Here is a 15,082-nt window from a genome sequence, read left to right as displayed (position 1 = left end):
GTCTTCAGCGGCTTCACGCACCCGATATGGTGAGCGCTGCCCGCAAAACCTATAGCAGCGACTTCAGGTCGCTCAGCTTCTCATTGATAAGCCAGCCATAGTAATTTTCTTCCGGCCAGACCGGCTGCCCGGCTCCTCGGTTCTTTGCAGCCAGAGCTGCAGCCCGCTTGCGGGTGTTGCCGAGATTATAGAGCGTGGCGGTAATGCCGGGATTGCCCGAAATATCCACGCCAGCGATCGAGCGGTAGTCGTCGATCGACTTGCGGATCGACGCCGCCACGAAGGCCAGCGACAAGTCAGGATCCATGATCGCCTTGTAGACGCCGCCCGCATCCTTCTCGTTCAGCTTCGGAATGCCCGAGGTGCTGCTGACCAGATCGGACAGCTCGAGCGCCGTCAGCGGATTGACCTGGCCGAGGCCGAAGGTTTGGCCTGCATAGAAAGGCTGAAAGAAAACGGCGCTGAAGCGATTGTCGGGATAGGACTTGCCGCCGACCGTCTTGCCGCGGAAATCATCTTCCCAGACATCGTCGCGGCAGGTCCAGAGGCTGTAGGAATCCCGCTTGCTCTTGCAGACGTCGAATTGCGGCCGGGCGATGAAATCATCAACATTTTCGCCGTCATACGCAAAACGGAAGCTCTGGCCGGCATAGGAGGCAGCCTTGACGTAGTAGGACTGCAGGCCGTCATAGGCATCGACATTGTAGGTGTGTTCGCCGACCAGCGCGCCGATGATATGGATCGGTTCGATGCCATAGGCCCGCGCCGTCGACTTGATCTTCGACATCAGCTTGGTGTCGGTCGCCAAGAGCTCGCGCACCTTCTGGTACTTGCGGTCGAAGGTGGAATTGGTGCCACGGGTGCGACGCACGGAGGCGCCGGGAACCGGCGGCTGCTCGGCATTGCGGTTGCCAGGCGGCACCGCCGTCGCGGCCTCCGCATAGGCGGGGATCCAGGAGAGGCTGACGACCGCCAGAAGAAGTGTGATCAGTATACGTCGCAAGATGGCTGTCCTGTCGAAGTTTCAACCGATGTTTCCGTGCGGCTGCCTGACGGATAATCTTGGCCGAATAAAGCCATCCGAACAAAGAAACGGGCCCTTAACTAAAAAGTTAACGGCCCGCTGTCGAGTGTTTACTGTTTTAAATCGCCTTTACCGGCCTGCTACAGAATGAAGCGGGACAGATCGGTGTTGTTGGCGAGATCGCCGACATGCTCGCGGACATAGGCGGCATCGATGGTCACCGAGACGCCGGCGCGATCCGAAGCATTGTAGGAGATCTCATCGAGCACGCGCTCCATGACCGTCTGCAGGCGGCGTGCGCCGATATTCTCGACGGTGGAGTTCAGGTGCACGGCGACATCAGCGAGCGCGTCGATGGCGTCGTCGGTGAAATCGAGCTTCAGATCTTCCGTTTCCATCAGCGCCTTGTACTGGCGGATGAGGCTGGCTTCCGGCTCGGTCAGGATGCGGCGGAAGTCTTCCTTGGTCAGCGGCTTCAGCTCGACGCGGATCGGCAGACGGCCCTGCAATTCCGGCAGGAGATCCGAAGGCTTCGACACATGGAAGGCACCGGAGGCGATGAAGAGGATATGGTCCGTCTTCACCGGGCCATATTTTGTCGAGACCGTCGTGCCTTCGACCAGCGGCAACAGGTCGCGCTGCACGCCTTCGCGGGAGACGCCGGCGCCCATGCCGCCGTCGCGTGCCGCGATCTTGTCGATCTCGTCAAGGAAGACGATGCCGTCATTCTCGGCCGATTGCACGGCTTCGCGCTGGATCGCCTCGTTGTCGATCAGCTTGTCGGATTCGTCGCGAACGAGTTCCTTGTAGGAATCCTTGACCGTGGTGCGTACCTTCTTGGTGCGGCCGCCCATGGCCTTGCCGAACATTTCCGACAGGTTGAGCACACCGATATTGGCGCCGGGCATGCCGGGGATTTCGAAACCGCCGGGCATGCCGGAGCCGGTATCGGCCACTTCGATGTCGATTTCCTTGTCATCCAGCTGGCCGTCACGCAGCTTCTTGCGGAAACTGTCGCGCGTCGCCGGCGAGGCCGTTGCGCCCACCAGCGCATCGAGCACACGCTCTTCGGCGCTCATATGCGCCTTGGCCTGCACCTCGGCGCGCTTCTTTTCGCGCACCAGGCCGATGCCGACTTCGACGAGATCGCGGACGATCTGCTCGACGTCACGGCCGACATAGCCGACCTCGGTAAACTTGGTGGCCTCTACCTTGATGAAGGGCGCGCCGGCGAGCTTGGCGAGGCGACGGGAGATTTCCGTCTTGCCGACGCCGGTCGGGCCGATCATCAGGATGTTCTTGGGCATGACTTCGTCGCGCAGATCGGGCTCGAGCTGCTGGCGGCGCCAGCGGTTGCGCAGGGCAATCGCCACGGCGCGCTTGGCCTCATGCTGGCCGACAATATAGCGATCGAGCTCGGAAACGATCTCGCGGGGAGAAAAAGTGGTCATTTCGCGTGTTTCCCTATCAGGGCTAGGAACAATCAAGAAAGGAAATTAGGCTTCGGCGTCGAGCGTTTCCACGACCACATTGTGGTTGGTGTAGACGCAGATGTCGGCAGCGATATCGAGGGCGCGGCGAGCAACATCCTCGGCGGATTTGTCGCTATCCATCAGCGCCAGAGCGGCGGCGAGCGCGTAGTTGCCACCGGAGCCGATGGCGAGCGCGCCGTGTTCCGGCTCGAGCACATCGCCGTTGCCGGTGATGGCGAGCGTGACGCTCTTGTCGGCCACCAGCATCATGGCTTCAAGATTGCGCAGATACTTGTCGGTCCGCCAGTCCTTGGCGAGCTCAACGGCTGCGCGCATCAACTGGCCGGGATATTGTTCGAGCTTCTTTTCAAGGCGCTCGAGCAGCGTGAAGGCATCGGCGGTCGCACCGGCGAAACCGGCGATGACATCGCCCTTGCCGATGCGGCGAACCTTGCGCGCATTGCCCTTCATCACGGTCTGGCCAAGGCTCACCTGGCCATCACCAGCCATCACGACCTTGCCGTTCTTGCGAATAGTCACGATTGTCGTCATTTAACACCTGTTTGCCCCCGTTCCGGCGGGCTTTCTGCCGGGCCGCGTTTCGGCCCCGTCAGCACCTATGTAAGAGTGCTTTTGACGATTGCAAATGGCAGCCAGACCGGATCGATGCAGACGAGCCGGCTAAAGACGCGGGGACGCGCGTAACTTCTGGATATTTCCCGATCCGCCTGATAAGGAACCCCCGTATTCCGATGGAGCAGCCCATGGCAGAGACCGCAGCGAGCCGCACGGCAAGCGTTTCCCGCAAGACCAACGAGACTTCCGTCTCCGTTTCCGTCAACATCGACGGCAGCGGCAAGTCGACGATTTCGACCGGTGTCGGCTTCTTCGACCATATGCTGGAACAGCTTTCGCGACATTCGCTGATCGACATGGAGATCGACACCAAGGGTGACCTGCATGTCGACGATCACCACGCCGTCGAGGATACCGGCATCGCCATCGGCCAGGCCATTGCCAAGGCGCTCGGCGACCGCCGTGGCATCACGCGCTATGCCTCGATCGACCTTGCCATGGATGAGACGATGACCAAGGCGGCCGTCGACCTCTCGGGCCGGCCGTTCCTCGTCTGGAACGTCAGTTTCAGCGCGCCGAAGATCGGCACCTTCGATACCGAACTGGTGCGCGAGTTCTTCCAGGCACTGGCCCAGAATGCCGGCATTACGCTGCATATCCTCAACCATTATGGCGCCAACAATCACCATATAGCCGAGACATGCTTCAAGGCCGTTGCGCGCGCATTGCGCACCGCAACCGAGATCGATCCGCGGCAGGCAGGCCGGGTGCCTTCGACGAAAGGCACGCTCGCCTGAGCCCCAACTTGGGGAATTGAGGAAATGGCAAGCTATCTGATTTTGACTCCGCCAGGGGCCCCGAACCGATCCAAAGCATCGGATCGGTATCGCGACGGAACTCGATTCATCCGCGACGGCTTTTCCTGGAGGGCCTTTGTGTTTCCGGCCTTGTGGATGCTTTATCACCGCCTCTGGCTCCACGCAGTGGCCGCAATCCTGTTGCAGGGCATTGCGCTGGAACTGATGCGTCAACCGGGCTTTTCCGCGGCCGGCGCAGCCATCCTGCTTGCAGTCCACCTTCTGGCGGCGCTCGAAGGCCGTCATGCGCTCAGCCAGCGGCTGATCGACCGTGGTTGGAAAATGGAAAACCTTGTCTCGGCGCATGATCTGGCGACGGCAGAGGAAATTCATTTTTCCGAGATCGAGCAGGAGCCGCAGCGCGATATCCATTCGAAGGATTGGGATATCTCAGCCAACAACACCAATTCCAGCCGCTCCGGCCCGAATTTCGGCCTGCCCGGCTATGACGGAGGACGCTGACCATGCGCGTCGCAATTATCGACTACGGTTCCGGCAATCTGCGCTCGGCCACCAAGGCTTTCGAGCGCGCTGCCCGCGAAGCCGGCATCGATGCGGAGATCGACCTCACCGATAACGCCGAGCGGGTCGCCACCGCAGACCGCATCGTGCTTCCCGGTGTCGGCGCCTATGCCGATTGCCGCCGTGGGCTCGATGCCGTTTCCGGCATGGCGGAAGCCGTGATCGATGTCGTGGAACACAAGGGCCGCCCCTTCCTCGGCATCTGCGTCGGCATGCAGCTGATGTCGTCGCGCGGGCTGGAAAAGACGATCACGCAAGGTTTTGGCTGGATCAAGGGTGACGTCAAGGAAATGACGCCCAGCGACCCTAGCCTGAAGATCCCGCAGATCGGCTGGAACACGCTGGATATCCGCCATCCGCATGCGCTCTTCGACGGCATACCCACAGGCGCGGACGGGCTGCACGCCTATTTCGTCCATTCCTATCATCTGGCCGCCGAACACGGCGACGACGTCATCGCGACGACGAGCTATGGCGGCCCGATGACCGCCTTCGTCGGCCGCGACAACATCGCCGGCGCGCAATTCCATCCGGAAAAGAGCCAGAAGCTCGGCCTCGCCCTGATTGCCAATTTCCTGCGCTGGAAGCCGTAAGGCTCGCGCTCCAAGGACAGACATCATGATTCTTTTTCCCGCTATCGACCTTAAAGACGGCCAATGCGTGCGCCTGAAGCTCGGCGACATGGAGCAGGCGACCGTCTACAATCCCGACCCCGGTGCCCAGGCGAAAGCCTTTGAAGACCAGGGCTTCGAGTGGCTGCATGTGGTCGATCTCAACGGCGCCTTTGCCGGCGAGACCGTGAACGGTGCTGCCGTCGACGCGATCCTCAAGGCGACGAAGAACCCGGTGCAGCTCGGCGGTGGCATCCGCACGCTCGACCATATCGAAAACTGGCTGTCGCGCGGGCTGACCCGCGTCATTCTCGGCACGGTCGCGGTGCGCGATCCGGCGCTTGTGATCGAAGCCTGCCGGAAATTTCCAGGCCATGTCGCTGTCGGCATCGACGCCAAGGGCGGCAAGGTGGCGGTCGAGGGCTGGGCGGAGGCGTCCGAACTCGGCGTCATCGAGCTGGCCAGGAAATTCGAGGGCGCCGGCGTTGCCGCCATCATCTACACCGACATCGATCGCGACGGCATCCTGACCGGCATCAACTGGGCCTCGACGCTGGAACTGGCCGACGCCGTTTCCATCCCTGTCATCGCTTCGGGCGGGCTGGCCTCGCTCGACGACATCAAGCGCATGATCGAGCCCGACGCCCGCAAACTGGAGGGTGCGATATCCGGCCGCGCGCTCTATGATGGCCGCATCGATCCCAAGGAAGCACTGGCGCTGATCAAGCAGGCCAGGGAGGCAGTGCAATGACCCTCAAAGCCCGCGTCATCCCCTGCCTCGACGTCAAGGACGGCCGCGTCGTCAAGGGCGTCAATTTCCTCAATCTCGTCGATGCCGGCGATCCGGTCGAGGCCGCCAAGGCCTATGACGCTGCCGGCGCCGACGAGCTCTGCTTCCTCGACATCACGGCCTCTTCCGACAATCGCGACACCATCTTCGACGTGGTGGCCCGCACGGCCGAGCAATGCTTCATGCCCGTCACCGTCGGCGGCGGCGTGCGAACGATCGCCGACATCCGCAAGCTGCTGCTTTGCGGCGCCGACAAGGTGTCGATCAATTCGGCAGCGGTGAATAATCCGGATTTCGTCGCCGAGGCCGCCGACAAGTTCGGCAACCAGTGCATCGTCGTCTCGATCGATGCCAAACGGCGGCGGACCGAAGCGCTCGGCGGCGACAATATGAGCGCCTGGGAGATCTATACCCATGGCGGCCGCAACGCGACCGGCATCGACGCCGTCGATTTTGCCCGCCGCATGGTCGAGCGCGGCGCCGGCGAACTGCTCGTCACCTCCATGGACCGCGACGGCACCAAGGTTGGCTACGATCTGGAGCTGACGCGGGCGATCGCGGATGCCGTGCGCGTGCCTGTCATCGCGTCGGGCGGCGTCGGCGATCTCGACGATCTCGTTGCCGGCGTGAAAGAAGGCCATGCAACGGCGGTGCTTGCCGCCTCGATCTTCCACTTCGGCACCTATTCGGTGGGCGAAGCAAAGCGCTACATGGCAGAGCGCGGCATTCCCATGCGGCTTGATTAGGAGGCAGCGGACCAATGAGCGGATTTACCCTTTCCGACCTCGAACGCATCGTCGAGGAACGCTCCAAGGCATCGCCCGAGGAATCCTGGACCGCCAGGCTATGCGCCGCCGGCCAGCCAAAGGCGGCAAAGAAGCTGGGCGAGGAGGCGATCGAGGCCGTGATGGCGGCGGTTACCAATGACCACGACAACCTCACTTATGAGGCCGCGGACTTGCTTTATCATCTTATGGTCGTATTGAAGATTGCAGGCATTCCGTTAGAGAATGTCATGGGTGAGCTCGAAAGGCGCACCGTCCAATCCGGCCTTCAGGAGAAGGCAAGCCGGTAGAACGTGATGACGATAGCGACCAAGACCCCAGCGCCACCCGAAACGCTCGATATTTTCCAGGCGAAAGACTATTCGCCCTATTATTTCTTCTCCTCGGAGGAGTGGGCGAAATTCCGGGCCGACACGCCACTGACGCTGACGGCGGATGAAGTGACGCGGCTGCGCTCGATGGGCGATCCGATCGATCTCAATGAGGTCCGGCGCATCTATCTGTCACTGTCGCGCCTTTTATCCTCGCATGTGGAATCCTCGCAGATCCTGTTCGAGCAGCGCAACCGGTTCTTGAGTCTCTCCGATGTCGCCAAGACGCCCTTCGTCATCGGCATTGCCGGCTCTGTCGCCGTCGGCAAATCCACCACGGCCCGTATCCTGAAGGAATTGCTGCGCCGCTGGCCATCGAGCCCGAAGGTCGACCTGATCACCACGGACGGCTTCCTCTATCCGAATGCCGAGCTGCAGCGCCGCAATCTGATGCAGCGCAAGGGCTTTCCGGAAAGCTACGACACCGCGGCGTTGCTACGCTTCCTCTCGGCGATCAAGGCCGGGCAACCTGACGTGAAGGCGCCGTGTTATTCGCACCTTGTCTATGATGTGCTGCCGAACGAGTTCAAAACTGTCGACCGCCCGGATATCCTGATCTTCGAAGGCATCAACGTGCTGCAATCGCGGCATCTGCCGGCCGATGGCAAGATCGTGCCGATGGTCTCGGACTTCTTCGATTTCTCGATCTACATCGATGCCGACGAGCCGTTGATCCACAATTGGTACGTCGCCCGTTTCATGAGGCTGCGCGAAACCGCCTTCCGCGACCCCAACTCCTTCTTCCACCGCTACGCCTCGATCAGCGAGGACGAGGCGCTCGCGATTGCCGAGGGGCTTTGGAAGAACATCAACCTCAAGAACCTCAGACAAAACATCCTGCCGACCCGCCCGCGCGCCGACCTCATCCTGCAGAAGGGCAAGAACCATCTGATCGAGCAGGTCGCGCTCAGGAAGCTCTAATCCGCAATTCCTCCGTCGCAGCCTTGGTACCCATTTCCGGCGACCGTCCATCCGACAGGATGCGGATGATCATGCATGCCGCAAGCCCGGTCGGTATCAGAACCCCAAGAGGCATGAATAGTCCCGCGACGTGATGATTGATCAGGGGATAAAGCCAGGCTACCCCAAGAAAGATCGATAAGCCCCGATAGTTGCAGAAAAAATATGCGATCGCGACATTCAGGGCTATCGTGTCGTAGGAGTAGCCATAGGGCATGGCGATGAGTGTCAGCAATGCCGTGAGGCAGGCCTTGCTCCGATGATCGATTGCCGTCTTGCGGCGCCACAGCCACAGGGTCGTGACGATGGCGACGAGGGAGGCGGCCAATTGCAATGCATAGGAGGCGGCAAGGCCCAACCCCCAGGACCGCGCCAGAACGAAGAATGTTACGGCATTCATCTGATAGCCCTGCGGGAAAGGCGCTTCGAGGATCGCGGTCATCAGCGGGCGCGTCTCGGTTAAAAACAGCAGCCAGACATTGAAGCCGAAGAGTAGGCCCGTTGCGATCACCAGACAAAGAGTCGTCACGATAGCGGAAAGAATGGCTCGGTAATTGCCGCTGGCGAGCAGGCAGAAGGGCACCAGAACACCCAATTGCGGCTTGACGGTCAACAGACCAAACAGGATACCCGCGATAATCGGTCGGCTCGGAGCTAGAAGCAGCCCGGACAGCAAGAGTGCTGTCGTCAACGCGCCGTTTTGCCCGAAAACCACATCCATGACAGCCGCCGGTGAGACGACGATGAGCAGACGCACCCACCAGGCCAGATCGAGCGGCTTCGTTGCCAGGAATAGCAGAAAAAGCGTCCCCAGTGTCCAGGCGAGGTAGGCAACGAAGATCGGCAAGCTGGCGAAGGGAATGCCGAACAACAGCATGGAGGGCGGATAGCTCCATTCCTGATTCGGCAGCAAGGGCGACAGGATCACTCGAAGTTCCTGCCGATACGCCTCGGCATCGAACAGATAGGCGACATTCCCCTTCAGGGCCATCAGTGTGCCGGCCCAGAGATTGGTGAAATCCCAGTAGGGCAGACGATCGGAAATGACGGAAAATCCGTCCGGAGTCAGGGTCCATAGGGACTCCTGAAAATAGAAACTGCGTACCAGTCCCAAAACAACGACCAGAGTTGCGAAATACAACTCCGCTCTCGTTCTCAAACCCACCACGATCGCCCCCAATCGCTTTTGTCTTACATGCAACTTATGGGGTCACTCGCCTTAAGGTCAGGTTTATCCGGCCGCCATTCTTCAGCAATGTCGATGTCGATGGGTGGATGCGGTCGACGCCGTGAAAGCAGAGCCTGCCCTCGCCGCCCAGAACAACGATATCGCCGCTTGAGAGCTTGAAAGATAGCGTGCGATCATTGCGCTCGAGACCGCCGACCCGGAAGAGGCAGGTATTGCCGAGCGAGATCGACAGGACGGGAGCAGCGAGATCCTGCTCGTCGCGATCCTGATGCAGGCCCATGCGGGCATCGTCGGCGTAGAAATTGACGAGGCAGGCCTGCGGCGGCTTTTCATAGCCTGCTATATCATTCCAGAGATCAAGCAATTGCGGTGGTATCGCCGGCCATGGCTTGCCGGTGACCGGATGCGTTGGCTGATAACGATAGCCGCGCTGCTTGTCCGTAACCCATCCGAGCGAACCGCAATTGGTCATGCGCACCGACATTTCCTTGCCGGTGCCGGGCATGACCGGCGTGTATAGCGGGGCTTCGGCGACGATGGCGCGGATTGCCTCGACCAGCGCTTCCTGATTGGGACGGTCGAGATAATCGGGGAGATGGCGAATTCCGTTGGGGAGCAGCATGATGGCCTTCCGAAAATTCAATCCGCGCAAGATAGCGCGGCGGGCGATTCGGAGCAGCCCGAAAACCAGCCTAGTCGCCGCCCGGCTTGCCGCGCATCTTTTTGACCTCGGAGCGGCCTGATTTTTCCTTCAGCCGGCGCTCGATGGAGCCCTTGGTCGGCTTGGTCTTCCGGCGCGGCGGCGGTGGCGGCGCTGCGGCTTCGAGCAGCAGTTCCTTCAGCCGCTCGCGCGCATCCTCGCGATTGCGATCCTGGCTGCGGAACCGGCTGGCTTCGATCATCAGCACGCCATCCTTGGAGACGCGCCGCCCTGCCAGACGCACCGCATTCGCCTTGACGCGATCGCTGAGCGACGGGGAACTCTGGAGGCCGAAGAACAATTGGACAGCGGTCGCGACCTTGTTGACGTTCTGACCGCCGGGGCCGCCCGCCAGAACGAATTGTTCCGTCAGCTCCCAGCCGGCAATCGTGATCCGGTCGTTGATGTAAAGCGCTTCGCTGGCCATGATTTTCTCCGCGCCTGTCTATCCCACATTGCATTGCGGTTGAAAACTACTGCCAGACAAAATGAAACCCGGCGAACTGGCCGCCGGGTTTCACGTGAGTCATTCCCGTTCTGGATGTTTATTCGGCTGCGACCCGGATTCCCGGTGCCGCATCGCGGACGTTGCCGTCCACATGATCTTCGAACTTGGCGAAGTTGGTCACGAACATCTGCACCAGCTTCTTGGCCTGCGCATCATAGGCCTCGCCGTCGGCCCAGGTGGAGCGCGGGTCGAGGATGGCCGTATCGACGCCCTCAACGGCAACCGGCACCGCGAAACCGAAATTCGGATCCGTGCGGAACTCGACATTGTCGAGGTCACCCTTGAGTGCCGCGGCCAGCAGAGCGCGCGTCGCCTTGATCGGCATGCGGCGGCCCGTGCCGTAGGCGCCACCGGTCCAGCCGGTGTTGACCAGCCAGCAGCCGGCGCCGTGGCGGGCGATCAACTCCTTCAGCAGATTGCCGTATTCCGTCGGATGGCGCGGCATGAAGGGAGCGCCGAAGCAGGTCGAGAATGTGGCTTCCGGCTCGACGACGCCCTTTTCCGTGCCGGCAACCTTGGCGGTGTAACCTGAGAGGAAGTGGTACATGGCCTGTTCCGGCGTCAACCTTGCGATCGGCGGCATGACGCCGAAAGCGTCGGCCGTCAGCATGATGATCGTCTCGGGATGACCGGTAATGCCCGATTCCGAAGCGTTCGGGATGAAGTGCAGCGGATAGGCGCTGCGGGTGTTTTCCGTCAGCGAACCATCGTCGAGATCGGGCTGGCCATGCTCGTCGAGCACGACATTTTCCAGCACGGTGCCGAAGCGGCGGGTCGTGGCGTAGATTTCCGGCTCGGCTTCGGCGGAAAGACGAATGGTCTTGGCGTAGCAGCCGCCTTCGAAATTGAAGATGCCGTTTTCGCCCCAGCCATGCTCGTCGTCGCCAATGAGCGTGCGGCTCGGGTCGGCCGAAAGCGTCGTCTTACCGGTGCCCGAGAGGCCGAAGAAGATCGCGGCGTCGCCGTCCGGGCCGACATTGGCCGAGCAGTGCATCGGCATGACATCGCGTTCCGGCAGCAGGTAATTCAGCGCGGTGAAGACCGATTTCTTCATCTCGCCGGCATAGGAGGTGCCGCCGATCAGGACGATGCCGTTGACGAAATCACAGGCGATGACCGTCTCCGTGCGGCATCCGTAGCGCTCAGGATCGGCGCGGAAGCTCGGCAGATCGATGATCGTCAGCTTCGGCACGAAACCTTCGAGCTGCGAGCGCTCGGGGCGGATCAGCAGATTGCGGATGAACAGCGAGTGCCAGGCGAATTCGGTGATGACACGCGTCGGCAAGGCATAGTCGCGGTCGGCGCCGCCGATCAGATCCTGGACGAACAGGTCCTTGCCGCACGCATGGGCCAGCATGTCTTCATGCAGCAGCGCGAAATGCTCTGGCGACATCGGCTTGTTGTTGTCCCACCAGATCTGATCCTCGGTGGTCGCGTCGCGCACGACGAACTTGTCCTTCGGAGAACGGCCGGTGTGCTGCCCCGTCAGCGCCCGCAGCGCACCGTCTGCGGTCAGATCGGCTTCGCGGCGGCGAATCGCCTCCTCATAGAGATGGGCCTCCATGAGGTTATAGCGCACGCTGGCAGCGGCTCCCAGGCCGATCGATCCCAGTTCGGTTGCGGGATTACGGACACCGAATTGCTCCATCACTTTTTTCCTCAACAAGGCCTTGGCCGTTAGAACTGTCTAAAGCGTAGAGGCGTCTTTTTAAAAGCACAAGAGCAGAAAACGAGAAATCTTTAATGATATCAGTTATTTAATCGATTTAAATAAAATTCCATAATTTTAAATCGTTTGAAAGAGAGGCGCCGAGACGTTTGGTCGCACAACCTGCGGGCAAGCGGATCGATGCTCGACAATCATCCCCTTTATCTTTGCCACAATTTGTTCCACCTTTATCCCCATAAGCGCGCCAGGTTACCGCCGACCGAGCTGGCAGACCGCCTGGGCTGGATTCCAAATCCGGGAGACGCGCACTGATGACGGAGACGAATACCATGTTGACAATCGCGCTCGTTGACGACGACCGCAATATCCTGACTTCCGTATCGATTGCCTTGGAAGCAGAGGGATATAAGGTAGAGACCTATACGGACGGAGCCTCGGCGCTGGACGGCCTGCTTGCGCGGCCGCCGCAACTGGCGATCTTCGATATCAAGATGCCGCGCATGGATGGCATGGAGCTGCTCCGCCGCCTGCGTCAGAAATCCGATATTCCTGTCATCTTCCTGACCTCGAAGGATGAGGAAATCGACGAGCTCTTCGGCCTGAAGATGGGCGCCGATGATTTCATCACCAAGCCTTTCTCGCAGCGTCTGCTGGTCGAGCGCGTCAAGGCGGTGCTCCGCCGCGCCTCTGCCCGCGAAGCTGCAAACGCCGCCGGTGGCACTGCCGCCGCCAAGCCGGGTGCAGCGCAACAGGCCCGCTCGCTGGAACGCGGCCAGCTTGTCATGGACCAGGAGCGGCATACCTGCACCTGGAAGGGCGAGCCGGTGACGCTGACTGTCACGGAATTCCTGATCCTGCATTCCCTGGCGCAGCGCCCGGGCGTTGTGAAGAGCCGCGATGCCCTGATGGACGCGGCCTATGACGAGCAGGTCTATGTCGATGATCGCACCATCGACAGCCACATCAAGCGGCTCCGCAAGAAATTCAAGATGGTCGACCTCGATTTTGATATGATCGAGACGCTGTATGGCGTCGGCTATCGTTTCCGCGAAGCTGCCTAAAGCCAGAGATTTCAGGTCGAACGGGCCTGAAATCTGACTTCGCTCCGGAATCAAAAACAGAGCATGATGCCGCCCGAAAGCGCTTGTACTTTTCGGCTTCATGCTCGGATAGTTAACTGGACCATACGGCCGACAATGGAATAAGAGCATGCGGACGGGGTCGCCGACCCTGTTCTTCGAAAGGGCCGGTGGCTTGGCACAGCTGGTGCAGGACAGAGATATAGACGATACGGAAGGCGCGAGCGGCGTTCGAATCGGGCGTCGGCGATGGACGCATCCGTTCGTGCTTATTCGCCGCATCTTCGGCAATGCCGTGTTTTCGAGCCTGACGCGGCGCATCCTGTTCTTCAATCTGGCGGCACTCGTCGTTCTCGTCGGCGGCATTCTCTACCTCAACCAGTTTCGCGAGGGCTTGATCGACGCACGCGTCGAAAGCCTGCTGACGCAGGGCGAGATCATCGCGGGCGCTGTCTCCGCCTCGGCTTCGGTCGATACCAACTCCATCACCATCGATCCGCAGAAGCTTTTGGAGCTGCAGGCCGGCCAGAGCATCACGCCCGTTCCGAACGACGAGGATCTGGAATTTCCGATCGACCCGGAAAAGGTGGCGCCGGTGCTGACGCGGCTGATTTCGCCGACGCGCACCCGCGCCCGTATCTTCGACGCCGACGCCAATCTCCTGCTCGATAGCCGCCATCTCTATTCGCGCGGCCAGGTGCTGCGCTACGATCTGCCGCCCGTCGACGACGAGAAACAGAGCTGGTCCGACTGGTTCAGCGGCCTGCTCAACAAGATGCTGCAGCCGGGCAACCTGCCTGTTTATAAGGAAGCGCCCGGCGGCGACGGCTCGATCTATCCGGAAGTCATGAATGCGCTGACCGGCGTTCGCGGCGCCGTTGTCCGCACCACGGAAAAGGGCGAGCTGATCGTCTCGGTGGCCGTTCCCATCCAGCGCTTCCGCGCCGTGCTGGGCGTGTTGCTATTGTCGACCCAGGCCGGCGATATCGACAAGATCGTCCATGCCGAGCGTCTGGCGATCATGCGCGTCTTCGGTGTCGCGACGCTCGTCAACGTCGTGCTGTCGCTGCTTTTGTCCTCCACCATCGCCAATCCGCTGCGCCGGCTTTCGGCCGCCGCCATCCGCGTGCGCCGCGGCGGCGCGAAGGAGCGCGAGGAAATTCCGGATTTCTCCGCCCGCCAGGACGAGATCGGCAACCTGTCGATCGCGCTGCGCGACATGACATCGGCGCTCTACGACCGCATCGACGCCATCGAAAGCTTTGCCGCCGATGTCAGCCACGAGCTGAAAAATCCGCTGACATCGCTGCGCAGCGCCGTCGAGACTCTGCCGCTTGCCAAGAGCGACGATTCCAAGAAGCGACTGATGGACGTCATCCAGCACGATGTGCGCCGCCTCGATCGCCTGATCAGCGATATCTCGGACGCCTCGCGTCTCGACGCGGAACTGGCGCGCTCGGACGATAAAACGCTGGATCTGGAAGTGTTGCTGCGCGACATGATCGATATTTCCCGCCAGGTCGGACACAGCAAGCGGGCAGTCGAGATCGAATATCTGGTCGACCGCAAACCGGCCAACAAGGCGAAGTTCACTGTCGTCGGTCACGACCTGCGTATCGGCCAGATCATCACCAACCTCATTGAAAACGCACGCTCTTTCGTGCCGAACGAGACCGGCAAGATCACGGTGAGGCTGACACGGACGAGAACGCGCTGCGTCATCTATGTCGAGGATAACGGTCCGGGCATCCAGGCCGAGGACATCGACCGTATCTTCGAACGCTTCTATACCGACCGGCCGGAATCGGAAGGCTTCGGGCAGAATTCCGGCCTTGGCCTGTCGATCAGTAGGCAGATCGCCGAGGCGCATGGCGGCTCGCTGCGGGCTGAAAACATCATCGACAGCGAAGGCACGGCACTGCTCGGCGCCCGCTTCATCCTCTCGCTACCCGCCCAGACGCAGGCCTGA

General features: G+C 60.9%; 16 protein-coding genes. 9 read left to right on the top strand and 7 right to left on the bottom strand.

What is annotated here, in order from left to right; all coding sequences use genetic code 11:
- Positions 1-49: 49 nt before the first annotated feature.
- The 3 genes from A6U86_RS11000 to hslV form a co-directional block, all read right to left on the bottom strand.
- Positions 50-1,003, bottom strand: a complete 954-nt coding sequence (locus A6U86_RS11000; RefSeq protein ID WP_068390510.1) for a DUF1402 family protein — start codon at positions 1,001-1,003, stop codon at positions 50-52.
- Between the two features lie 161 nt (positions 1,004-1,164).
- On the bottom strand, positions 1,165-2,475 hold the full coding sequence (gene hslU, locus A6U86_RS10995; protein WP_068390507.1) for an ATP-dependent protease ATPase subunit HslU: 1,311 nt from the start codon (positions 2,473-2,475) through the stop codon (positions 1,165-1,167).
- A gap of 45 nt (positions 2,476-2,520) precedes the next feature.
- The gene (hslV, locus tag A6U86_RS10990; protein ID WP_068390505.1) at positions 2,521-3,048 is read right to left on the bottom strand and encodes an ATP-dependent protease subunit HslV; all 528 of its coding nucleotides are present in this window, start codon (positions 3,046-3,048) and stop codon (positions 2,521-2,523) included.
- A 212-nt stretch (positions 3,049-3,260) separates the two neighbouring features.
- Here hslV and hisB point away from each other — a divergent pair, with 212 nt between their 5' ends.
- The 7 genes from hisB to coaA are packed head-to-tail and all read left to right on the top strand — an operon-like array spanning position 3,261 to position 7,929.
- Positions 3,261-3,869 (top strand): imidazoleglycerol-phosphate dehydratase HisB, encoded by a 609-nt coding sequence (hisB, locus tag A6U86_RS10985; protein ID WP_015338215.1) that lies wholly within the window; start codon positions 3,261-3,263, stop codon positions 3,867-3,869.
- 24 nt (positions 3,870-3,893) lie between these two features.
- Entirely contained in the window at positions 3,894-4,391 is a 498-nt protein-coding gene (locus A6U86_RS10980) for a DUF2628 domain-containing protein (protein WP_068390502.1), read from the top strand.
- A gap of 2 nt (positions 4,392-4,393) precedes the next feature.
- The gene (hisH, locus tag A6U86_RS10975; RefSeq protein ID WP_068390499.1) at positions 4,394-5,044 is read left to right on the top strand and encodes an imidazole glycerol phosphate synthase subunit HisH; all 651 of its coding nucleotides are present in this window, start codon (positions 4,394-4,396) and stop codon (positions 5,042-5,044) included.
- 25 nt (positions 5,045-5,069) lie between these two features.
- Positions 5,070-5,813 (top strand): 1-(5-phosphoribosyl)-5-[(5-phosphoribosylamino)methylideneamino]imidazole-4-carboxamide isomerase, encoded by a 744-nt coding sequence (gene hisA / locus A6U86_RS10970; RefSeq protein WP_068390496.1) that lies wholly within the window; start codon positions 5,070-5,072, stop codon positions 5,811-5,813.
- A complete protein-coding gene (hisF, locus tag A6U86_RS10965) occupies positions 5,810-6,598 on the top strand; it encodes an imidazole glycerol phosphate synthase subunit HisF (protein WP_068390493.1) in 789 nt (262 codons plus the stop codon). Before hisA ends, hisF begins: the two co-directional genes overlap by 4 nt.
- 14 nt (positions 6,599-6,612) lie before the next feature.
- Positions 6,613-6,927, top strand: coding sequence for a phosphoribosyl-ATP diphosphatase (locus A6U86_RS10960; RefSeq protein ID WP_068390490.1), 315 nt, complete (start codon positions 6,613-6,615; stop codon positions 6,925-6,927).
- A gap of 6 nt (positions 6,928-6,933) precedes the next feature.
- Positions 6,934-7,929 (top strand): type I pantothenate kinase, encoded by a 996-nt coding sequence (coaA, locus tag A6U86_RS10955; protein ID WP_068390487.1) that lies wholly within the window; start codon positions 6,934-6,936, stop codon positions 7,927-7,929.
- Here coaA and A6U86_RS10950 read toward each other — a convergent pair.
- The 4 genes from A6U86_RS10950 to A6U86_RS10935 all read right to left on the bottom strand — a co-directional run bounded on the left by A6U86_RS10950 (position 7,916) and on the right by A6U86_RS10935 (position 12,013).
- Positions 7,916-9,109, bottom strand: coding sequence for a glycosyltransferase family 87 protein (locus A6U86_RS10950; RefSeq protein WP_244509868.1), 1,194 nt, complete (start codon positions 9,107-9,109; stop codon positions 7,916-7,918). The genes coaA and A6U86_RS10950 overlap by 14 nt on opposite strands.
- A 61-nt stretch (positions 9,110-9,170) precedes the next feature.
- The gene (locus tag A6U86_RS10945; RefSeq protein WP_141683677.1) at positions 9,171-9,782 is read right to left on the bottom strand and encodes an alpha-ketoglutarate-dependent dioxygenase AlkB; all 612 of its coding nucleotides are present in this window, start codon (positions 9,780-9,782) and stop codon (positions 9,171-9,173) included.
- Between the two features lie 67 nt (positions 9,783-9,849).
- Positions 9,850-10,284, bottom strand: coding sequence for an alternative ribosome rescue aminoacyl-tRNA hydrolase ArfB (arfB, locus tag A6U86_RS10940; protein WP_068390485.1), 435 nt, complete (start codon positions 10,282-10,284; stop codon positions 9,850-9,852).
- Between the two features lie 118 nt (positions 10,285-10,402).
- On the bottom strand, positions 10,403-12,013 hold the full coding sequence (locus A6U86_RS10935; RefSeq protein WP_068390482.1) for a phosphoenolpyruvate carboxykinase: 1,611 nt from the start codon (positions 12,011-12,013) through the stop codon (positions 10,403-10,405).
- Between the two features lie 350 nt (positions 12,014-12,363).
- Between A6U86_RS10935 and A6U86_RS10930 the strand changes: the two genes are divergently transcribed.
- Together A6U86_RS10930 and A6U86_RS10925 are read left to right on the top strand one after the other, a co-directional pair.
- The gene (locus A6U86_RS10930; RefSeq protein WP_198929046.1) at positions 12,364-13,095 is read left to right on the top strand and encodes a response regulator transcription factor; all 732 of its coding nucleotides are present in this window, start codon (positions 12,364-12,366) and stop codon (positions 13,093-13,095) included.
- A gap of 193 nt (positions 13,096-13,288) precedes the next feature.
- Positions 13,289-15,082: a sensor histidine kinase gene (locus A6U86_RS10925; RefSeq protein ID WP_174072893.1), complete on the top strand. Its 1,794-nt coding sequence runs from the start codon at positions 13,289-13,291 to the stop codon at positions 15,080-15,082.

This window comes from Rhizobium sp. AC27/96 (genome assembly GCF_001692325.1).
GTDB lineage: Bacteria > Pseudomonadota > Alphaproteobacteria > Rhizobiales > Rhizobiaceae > Rhizobium.
This window is presented reverse-complemented; position numbering and strand designations above follow the sequence as displayed.

Bases quoted from the DNA above. Each gene is read 5' to 3' on its own strand.
- hslU (WP_068390507.1), bottom strand. From the start codon at position 2,475: ATGACCACTTTTTCTCCCCGCGAGATCGTTTCCGAGCTCGATCGCTAT.
- hslV (WP_068390505.1), bottom strand. From the start codon at position 3,048: ATGACGACAATCGTGACTATTCGCAAGAACGGCAAGGTCGTGATGGCT.
- hisB (WP_015338215.1), top strand. From the start codon at position 3,261: ATGGCAGAGACCGCAGCGAGCCGCACGGCAAGCGTTTCCCGCAAGACC.
- A6U86_RS10980 (WP_068390502.1), top strand. From the start codon at position 3,894: ATGGCAAGCTATCTGATTTTGACTCCGCCAGGGGCCCCGAACCGATCC.
- hisH (WP_068390499.1), top strand. From the start codon at position 4,394: ATGCGCGTCGCAATTATCGACTACGGTTCCGGCAATCTGCGCTCGGCC.
- hisA (WP_068390496.1), top strand. From the start codon at position 5,070: ATGATTCTTTTTCCCGCTATCGACCTTAAAGACGGCCAATGCGTGCGC.
- hisF (WP_068390493.1), top strand. From the start codon at position 5,810: ATGACCCTCAAAGCCCGCGTCATCCCCTGCCTCGACGTCAAGGACGGC.
- A6U86_RS10960 (WP_068390490.1), top strand. From the start codon at position 6,613: ATGAGCGGATTTACCCTTTCCGACCTCGAACGCATCGTCGAGGAACGC.
- coaA (WP_068390487.1), top strand. From the start codon at position 6,934: ATGACGATAGCGACCAAGACCCCAGCGCCACCCGAAACGCTCGATATT.
- arfB (WP_068390485.1), bottom strand. From the start codon at position 10,284: ATGGCCAGCGAAGCGCTTTACATCAACGACCGGATCACGATTGCCGGC.
- A6U86_RS10935 (WP_068390482.1), bottom strand. From the start codon at position 12,013: ATGGAGCAATTCGGTGTCCGTAATCCCGCAACCGAACTGGGATCGATC.
- A6U86_RS10930 (WP_198929046.1), top strand. From the start codon at position 12,364: ATGTTGACAATCGCGCTCGTTGACGACGACCGCAATATCCTGACTTCC.